This is a genomic window from Acinetobacter sp. UBA3132, assembly GCF_002364825.1.
Lineage (GTDB): Bacteria > Pseudomonadota > Gammaproteobacteria > Pseudomonadales > Moraxellaceae > Acinetobacter > Acinetobacter schindleri.
In genome coordinates this window covers 1-8,125 of record NZ_DEZM01000196.1, presented here as the reverse complement: position 1 = coordinate 8,125, position 8,125 = coordinate 1, and the positions used below count along the sequence as shown (strand labels likewise).

At 41.7% G+C, this 8,125-nt stretch carries 8 protein-coding genes and 1 pseudogene; 5 read left to right on the top strand and 4 right to left on the bottom strand.

All coding sequences use genetic code 11. The features are described 5' to 3' along the window. Window positions 1-16 precede the first annotated feature (16 nt). Entirely contained in the window at window positions 17-220 is a 204-nt protein-coding gene (locus B4033_RS10905; protein ID WP_004810769.1) for a hypothetical protein, read from the bottom strand. A 246-nt stretch (window positions 221-466) separates the two neighbouring features. Between B4033_RS10905 and B4033_RS10900 the strand changes: the two are divergent. From B4033_RS10900 to B4033_RS10890, 3 genes and pseudogenes are all read left to right on the top strand, one after another. Continuing rightward, a pseudogene (locus tag B4033_RS10900) lies at window positions 467-1,203 on the top strand (sulfite exporter TauE/SafE family protein). 92 nt (window positions 1,204-1,295) lie between these two features. Then, complete coding sequence (locus B4033_RS10895; protein WP_103800637.1) at window positions 1,296-2,057, top strand: 3-oxoacyl-ACP reductase; 762 nt, start codon at window positions 1,296-1,298, stop codon at window positions 2,055-2,057. A gap of 151 nt (window positions 2,058-2,208) precedes the next feature. Then, window positions 2,209-2,529: a hypothetical protein gene (locus B4033_RS10890; protein ID WP_286833922.1), complete on the top strand. Its 321-nt coding sequence runs from the start codon at window positions 2,209-2,211 to the stop codon at window positions 2,527-2,529. Between the two features lie 67 nt (window positions 2,530-2,596). On the opposite strand, the gene B4033_RS10885 is transcribed toward B4033_RS10890, so the two are convergent. After that, entirely contained in the window at window positions 2,597-3,184 is a 588-nt protein-coding gene (locus B4033_RS10885) for a 1-acyl-sn-glycerol-3-phosphate acyltransferase (protein WP_286833917.1), read from the bottom strand. 191 nt (window positions 3,185-3,375) lie between these two features. Between B4033_RS10885 and B4033_RS10880 the strand changes: the two genes are divergently transcribed. Continuing rightward, a complete protein-coding gene (locus B4033_RS10880) occupies window positions 3,376-4,707 on the top strand; it encodes a hypothetical protein (RefSeq protein WP_312322856.1) in 1,332 nt (443 codons plus the stop codon). 46 nt (window positions 4,708-4,753) lie between these two features. Here B4033_RS10880 and B4033_RS10875 read toward each other — a convergent pair whose 3' ends face one another. Continuing rightward, window positions 4,754-5,908, bottom strand: a complete 1,155-nt coding sequence (locus tag B4033_RS10875; protein WP_286833913.1) for a helix-turn-helix transcriptional regulator — start codon at window positions 5,906-5,908, stop codon at window positions 4,754-4,756. 213 nt (window positions 5,909-6,121) lie between these two features. Between B4033_RS10875 and B4033_RS10870 the strand changes: the two genes are divergently transcribed. Continuing rightward, a complete protein-coding gene (locus B4033_RS10870; protein WP_286833912.1) occupies window positions 6,122-6,604 on the top strand; it encodes a copper resistance protein NlpE in 483 nt (160 codons plus the stop codon). A 75-nt stretch (window positions 6,605-6,679) separates the two neighbouring features. Here the strand turns inward: B4033_RS10870 and groL are convergent. After that, window positions 6,680-8,125, bottom strand: a 1,446-nt coding sequence (gene groL / locus B4033_RS10865) for a chaperonin GroEL (protein ID WP_286833909.1), incomplete at its 5' end; no start/stop codon positions are given.

Here is an 8,125-nt window from a genome sequence, read left to right as displayed (position 1 = left end):
ATAAATAGCTGATCTCTTAACGGCGATCACGCCAGTCACGGTCTTCCCGATCACGTTTCCAGTCACGATGATCTCTATCTTTCCAGTCCCGGTCACCATGGTTACGGTCATAATGTCCATTACGGTCTCGATGGCCACGATAATCATCATCCCAAGGATCGACCATACAACCGGTTAAAGCCACTGCCAGCACAGATGACAGTAATATCATTTTTTTCATTTTCATCACCTCTTCCTTCCTGCACTCTGCCAGTATCAGGCGATTTCATGGAGAGTGCACGCAGCCATTGTTGCTCTCCTGTACCGATTTGTTTGCTTTTTATTCACCATCAAAACAATTCAACTATCTTCAAATAAATTATTTATCTGAACTTCGACTAAGCTGTGCACAAATACAGCTAAATATTAGCTTGGCTTTTTCAGCAATCTTTTGAATGCTGCTGGCTTTATTTACTGACTGATCAGAATGACTTGGCTGTTATTTATTTTAGGTGCAATGATCGCAGGATTTGTACAAGGTCTTACCGGTTTTGCCTTCGCTTTAATTGCCATGTCATTTTGGGTATGGGTACTCAGCCCTCAAGTTGCTGCCCCCTCCTTGTGTTTGCTTCGATTTGGAGCCATGTTATTTCATTATCGAATGAACAAAAGCATGTTCATTTGTATAAAGCACTTTATTTACCGTATTTAATTGCCGGACTGATCGGCGTCCCGCTCGGCACCTGGTTGCTGAATATCATTGAGGCACATACTTTCCGTATCTTACTGGGTATGTTCCTCGTCATCTGGTGTCCACTCATGTTGTTGAATCCTCAGATCCGACTGATTCGACATTCAGGCAAAGCTGCAGATGCCAGTATCGGTTTGGTAGGTGGCATTTTAGGTGGCTTGGGGGGATTTTGTGGTTCCGTACCTTCTGCCTGGTTAATGCTCAAACAGCTCCCCAAAGATCAGCAGCGCTATATTTTACGTCATTTTAATTTCGCCATTCAGATGTTTACCTTGGCAGCCTATCTATATCAGGGCAATTTAAATCAGAGTCACTTGCCCTATATGGCTTTACTGATTCTTGCAGTCAGTATTCCTGCTATTTTGGGTACACGATTATTCCATCACATTTCAGAACTGCACTTTAAGCAAATTGTTCTTGGACTACTCTTCAGTTCAGGATGTTTCCTGCTGCTTAAAGAGTTGATCCATTAAACTGTTCCAAAAAGGCCAAAGCCTTGTCCTACTTTGCTTTCAGCCAGTTTACTGCTAAGGTAACTTGAATGATTTTTCTGTAGAAATGAGCTATGCAAATTCGTGATCAAATTGTACTTGTGACTGGCGGTGCACGTGGACTTGGCCTGGCAATTAGCCAGCTTCTGATTGAAGAAGGTGCACGTATAGTGGTGAACTATCTTAGTAGTAAAACGCAGGCTGAAGCTTTACAGAAGCAGTATCCCGATCAGGTATTTACCTATCAGGCAGACGTTACTCAAGCAGATCAGGTCAAAGCCCTGTTTACCGCAAGCAAAGCACATTTTGGTGAAGGCATTCATTCGGTTGTGAACAATGCCCTGGTACAGTTTGAATTTAATGGTGATGATCGCCCCAAGGTAGAAGATTTGACTTGGGAGATGATGTCGCATCAATTCAGTGGTGCTGTTCAGGCCTGCCTCAATACGACTCAGGCGGCGCTAGAAGATATGAAGCGTGCACATTTTGGCCGGATTGTGAATATCGGTACCAATCTGGTCCAAAATCCGGTGGTGCCTTATCATGACTATACGACTGCTAAAGCGGCTTTATTGGCATTTACCCGTACTACTGCACAGGATCTCGGTCAATATGGAATTAATGTAAATATACTTTCAGGCGGGCTATTACAAACCACAGATGCCAGCAAAGCCACACCTGATTTTGTATTTGATCTGATAGCTCAGTCAACGCCATTACGCCGTGTTATTACCCCTGAAGAATTCGCGTCGGCAATCCTGATGTTCCTGTCTCCTTATTCACGCGCTGTCACAGGTCAAAATTTGATTGTAGATGGAGGCTTAGTCAAAGGTTAATCAACCTTAATACATGATCATAGAATCGTTCAATACTGAATCCGATTGTACGATGCCTCATATTTTAACCAACTGTTCAAAAAAAACGGTTTTGAAACTCGAAATACCTTTTAAAATATCGAGACCTTTCAAAACCGTTTGACTTCTCCCTATGAAAGCCTTAGCAGTATTGAGCCTGACTCTGCTACTGACAGCTTGTATGTCACATGATGCCCAAAAAGCCGAACACATTTTAAAACTCTTCCATTGTAAGGGTATTGAACCTTCACAAATGCAGCATAATAGTGTGACTCAATATTATGAGCATTCTCTGTATAGCTCAAAAAGCAAAGCAGAGGCTTATATAGAACAGTATAAAAATGGCGAGGAATCTTTTGAAATCTCGCTCTCTGAAATCGTGAATCAGCAATATGAACTATACAAATCGGCCTGTCAAAATCTGGGGGGCATTCCAGCCAAAGAATCATCCTGATCTTTAAGGCAATATGAAATAAAATCTTAATGCTAAAAAAACAGGAGTATTCTCCTGTTTTTTCATTTTAACTCGCTTTGTAATATCGCTGATCTACACTAAAGTCTTCAGGAAATTTGGCCTGGATGCCTGCATAGAAATCCATGATCTCAGCCATATCTTCCTCAAAATCCCCTGTGGGATGAATGATTTTTCCTACACCCGCCTTCTTTTGTTCATAATCCATATAAGCCAGTGCAATCGGGACGCCAGCATTTACCGCAACATAATAAAAACCGGTTTTCCATTGCTCCTGACGGGCACGTGTTCCTTCAGGTGTAACCAACATGACCAGTTCAGGATGCTGCTTAAACAGGTCTGTCATCACCTGAACCATACTTGGACGCGGCTCACCTGCCTGCTTGGGACGGCGATCAATTCCGATTCCCTCCATCGCACGTACAAAAGGACCCAATGGGAACTGCATGTAGCTGTCTTTAATGGTAAGACGTACATTGACACCTAATGCCTTCAGCGCTAGCCGTGCATATAATGCATCCCAATTACTGGTATGCGGCGCAGCAATCATGACACATTGGCTCAGGTTTTCAGGCCAGTGATTGTCTGTTTCCCAGCCCATCAATTTAAGTGCTTTTTCAGCTAAATTTTCAAACACAATTCAATCGCAAAATAAATAAAAAATTATGTGATAGTGTACCAATATTAGAGTTTAATTCGCTTTGTAATCGATTGTAAATACATTATTTGATGCACTTTTTATACAATCAACCTCCCAATATTGGGATATTCCTTAATCATTGGCTTCCCTAGACTCAGGTGGACAATTATAAACCACCCATGGGGTCAATGATGAAAAAAACTATACTCGCAGTAATGCTTTCCACCCTTGCATTAACCGCATGTAATGATGATGACGATGACCATCACTCACCAGGAAATGGTGACAACCCACCTGGAACACAGCAAGGTATCTTGACTGATGGCCCAATTGAAAACGTCCGCTATGAAACATCAAGTGGTGTAAAAGGCTCTACCAATGCGGAAGGTAAATTTAATTATAATACAGGTGATACAATTAGATTCTTTATCGGAAACCTTCAGCTAGGTGAACAGGATGGAGTTCCAGCTCAAGCACGGATTACTCCGACAGATCTTTATGAGAATGATCCGGACATACCTGGAAATGAAGATGAAGAATTAGAAGAAGCATTAACAATCTTCCTGCAATCGATTGATGCAGATTATATTACACCGCCAACAGGTGCTCCCGCAGATTACAATGCTCATGATAATGGTATTCAAATTACTCAAGATGTCATTAATCGAATTAACACAGCTTTCACCTCTGCAACTACATTCGAGACAGCACTAGAGGATTCTGATAACAGTATAACAACCCTTATTCAAGACCAATTACAGCTTAGCGACGTAACTCCAGTTACTCCTGATGAAGCTGCAGCTAATATTCAAGAAGCTTTCTATAAAGATATTGCTGGCACATGGCAATTAGGCTCTGCAGATAAATCGGACAAAGTCATTCTAGTGGTTTATACCGATGGTAGTTACAAACTGGGCGAAGCTGATAATGCAGATGATGATGGAGAACCAGGTTATGAACTTGGGAATCTTCAGTGGAACTGGAAAGGTGGTGTTATCACACCTGTGATTGATGAAAATGGTGACACCAATGGATCATGGGGGCTTTCAGATTCAGAAGGTGACGAAGGTTATACCCTAACTTTTGACGGTACAAACTTAGTTCTTACTGAAACTGGTTTAGATGAAGATGATACCTCTACCCTTACACGAGTAGAAAATTCAACCAATGGCCTCGTAGGTACGTGGGAGCTGGATGATACTCATGTACTGGTATTCTTGAACGACGGCTACTACTTCCTGATTGATACTACAGGAGGAGAGGATTGTGGCCCAGAGGGTATTGAATATGGTCAATACACTACTTCGAACAACACCCTCACAGTCACCGATAACTTGTTCGATACAAATGAAAGTTGTGGTCTATATGATGGTCAAAACTCTCCATTCGTTCTTGGAACCTATACAGTTAATGCAACTACCATGACATTAACCCCAACAGGTGAACCCGCTGTCACTTTCACTCGGGCTGATTTCCAGCGTGATCCAGAACCCGCTCCTGAGCCACAGCCAACAACGTAATATCTCTTGGTATAACTTTAAAAAGCCAGGTAACTAACCTGGCTTTTTATGCAATATGCTGAAACTGTAACGTACAGTTCATTAACTTATGTATCAGCTCAATCTGGCTATTCACTTCTAGCTTTTCATAAATCTTTTTCATATAAGTTCTAATGGTTTGAATACTGAGTTGCATCTGTTCAGCAATCTCTTCAGGTTTATAACCATTGATCAGGTATTCACATAATGCGATCTCCCGACATGTCAGCTGATAATGCTGCCTTAAATAACTTTGTGACAAGATGTGATATTGATTTCGATCCGTCAAAAATATTGCAACTTGATATCGTCTCGATTCTTCAATAGGTGTCATTGACTGTTTCGACCAAGGTACGATCGTCAGCATGATGCAATGACCTGTTGCATCCTCTACAGCCATTACTCCACCGATTTTACTTATTCCCCCACTCCCCTGCTGTAAAGACCCTCTGATAAGTTGTTCTAATTGCAGATGATAGGCTCTATTAAGCTTCAGATGATTGTACTGATCTATTTCAATTTCCTGATTCTGCCTCAGCATTTTTTTTGCTTCAATATTGGCAAACTTTATCTCGAAATTCTCAAGTAATAATACAATCCCGACCTTTAGAGCATTCATGGCCTGATAAGCATTGTACTTATCCTGAATAACTAAACTGAACTGACGATAAATCTGTAGCGCTCGCCTTAAATGAATACTGATACGCTCCAGAAAATCCAGTTGCTCTTTACCATAAGGGATGGCCTCAGGTGCCCGGTGAATTCCCAGTACTGCCCAACTAAAATCACCGCGATCCAGCAATACACCTGCAAGATGTAAAATACCGGTAGGCTTTAAACATTTTTCATAAAAGATATGCTCTTCCGAACCTTTCATGGAGGGATAATGCTGACAATTGATCTGTAAAGCCTCTCCCACTGCAATCTCATTCCATAGCGGCAGGTGCAGCTGCATATCAATGACTTGAATACGTTCATCCCGATAAGCTGCTAGACCTTCATAAGGAATATTATAGGTATGGACAAAGTTGTAAGCTGGGTTGAGCTGATCCATCGCAGTAAAGATGGCTGTCTTACTTTGTGTGTATTCCACTAACTCATGCATAACCTGATTCCACAACTGAGGATCCAGTGCTGCATCATAGATATGCGCAATAATGTTATTTTCTTTATTCAAATCCATCATTGCCCTCATTATTATTTTTTTAAACCTGTGAAAGCACTATTTATTTGAGATGATAGTGATTTTATTTTTTATTATTTTAGCAATTCCTTTACCTCATCACACGTGCAGAGTGAATTTCACTTAATCAATACATCATTTACAAAGTTGTACTACCCTTATGATTTTTAAATTTTTATGTTGAATATTAGCAAATGCAAAACGGGCATAGAAATGAAAAAGTCTTTCCTTATCGTCGCAATGACCACAATCACGCTAGGTTTAAGTGCCTGTTCTAAAACCCAAGAACCCTCTAGCAATGAAAATATGGATTCAGAAAATTCTGCTCAGATGAATACGCCAGCGACATCACGCAGCTTACCTGCAGGCGATACTGCAGAAACTTCTCTTGATTGGGCGGGCGAATACGAAGGAACTTTCCCATGTGCGGATTGTGAAGCCATTAAAGTTGAGCTGGAACTTCATCCTGACAAAACCTATGAGTTGAAAGAAGAGTATGTTTCCGATACCAAAAGCACAGAAACCAAAACCAAAGGAAGTTTTAGCTTTGACCCTAAAATGACTTCAATTATTACGCTGGATGAAAAAGGTGAAAATCGTAAATTCTTTGTCGGTGAAAATTTCTTAGAAGCTCGAGATATTCAAACTGGCGAGAAAATTAACAGTAATCTGAATTACAGATTAATCAAACATTAATATTTTTCAGCTAACCTGAATGAAAAAAATCCCCGCAAATGCGGGGATTTTTTAGATCAATGACCGGTTGATGAATTACATCATGCCGCCCATACCACCCATGCCGCCCATATCAGGCATAGCAGGTTTGTCTTCTGGGATATCAGTGATCATACATTCAGTTGTCAACATTAATGCAGCAACAGAAGCAGCATGCTCAAGCGCAGAACGTGTTACTTTTGCTGGATCTAGAATACCCATTTCAAGCATATCGCCGTATTCGCCAGTTGCAGCGTTGTAACCAAAGTTACCTTGGCCATTTTTCACTGCATTGATCACAACTGAAGGCTCATCACCAGCATTAGATACGATTTGACGAAGTGGCGCTTCAATTGCACGACGAAGAATGCTGATACCTACGTTCTGGTCATCATTTGCACCCTTCACACCGTCAAGTGCAGCTGCAGCACGTACCAGTGCAACACCACCACCCGCAACAACACCTTCTTCAACCGCTGCGCGAGTTGCGTGAAGTGCATCGTCTACACGGTCTTTCTTCTCTTTCATTTCAACTTCAGTTGCAGCACCGATTTTGATAACAGCAACACCGCCAGCCAATTTAGCTACGCGTTCTTGAAGTTTTTCTTTGTCGTATTCAGAAGTAGATTCTTCGATTTGCGCACGGATCTGTTGAACACGGTCAGAGATCTGAGCTGCATTACCAGCACCATCCACAATCACTGTGTTTTCTTTAGAAACTGTTACTTTGTGCGCAGTACCCAAGTGTTCAAGAGTCGTTTGGTCTAACTGCATACCGATTTCTTCAGAAATCACAGTACCGCCAGTCAGGATCGCGATGTCTTGCAGCATTGCTTTACGACGGTCACCGAAGCCAGGTGCTTTAACAGCACATACTTTAATGATACCGCGCATGTTGTTGACAACCAGAGTTGCAAGCGCTTCGCCTTCAACATCTTCAGCAATGATCAGAAGTGGTTTGCCAGTTTTCGCAACTGCTTCCAGTACAGTGATCAATTCACGGATGTTACTGATTTTCTTGTCAACCAATAGAATGTATGGGTTTTCAAGTTCAGCAGTTAGCGTGTCTTGTTTGTTTGCGAAGTATGGAGAGATATAACCACGGTCAAACTGCATACCCTCTACAACGTCAAGTGCATCTTCGAAGCCTGAACCCTCTTCAACAGTGATCACACCCTCTTTACCTACTTTTTCCATTGCTTGCGCAATCAGTTTACCAACAGTAGTGTCAGAGTTAGCAGAGATCGAACCTACTTGCTCAATTGCTTTAGAATCAGAAGCAGGCTGAGCAGTCGCCTTGATTTCAGCAACTAAAGTTTTCACTGCGATATCGATACCACGTTTCAGATCCATTGGGTTCATACCCGCAGTTACTGACTTGATACCTTCATTTAAGATTGCTTGAGCAAGAACAGTCGCAGTTGTTGTACCGTCACCAGCAATGTCATTGGTTTTTGAAGATACTTCGCGAACAAGTTGAGCGCCCATGTTCTCGAACTTGTC

Excerpts from the sequence above, each read along its gene's own strand:
- B4033_RS10870 (WP_286833912.1), top strand. The coding sequence starts at position 6,122 with ATGAAAAAGTCTTTCCTTATCGTCGCAATGACCACAATCACGCTAGGT.
- B4033_RS10880 (WP_312322856.1), top strand. The coding sequence starts at position 3,376 with ATGATGAAAAAAACTATACTCGCAGTAATGCTTTCCACCCTTGCATTA.
- B4033_RS10890 (WP_286833922.1), top strand. The coding sequence starts at position 2,209 with ATGAAAGCCTTAGCAGTATTGAGCCTGACTCTGCTACTGACAGCTTGT.
- B4033_RS10875 (WP_286833913.1), bottom strand. The coding sequence starts at position 5,908 with ATGGATTTGAATAAAGAAAATAACATTATTGCGCATATCTATGATGCA.
- B4033_RS10895 (WP_103800637.1), top strand. The coding sequence starts at position 1,296 with ATGCAAATTCGTGATCAAATTGTACTTGTGACTGGCGGTGCACGTGGA.
- B4033_RS10905 (WP_004810769.1), bottom strand. The coding sequence starts at position 220 with ATGAAAAAAATGATATTACTGTCATCTGTGCTGGCAGTGGCTTTAACC.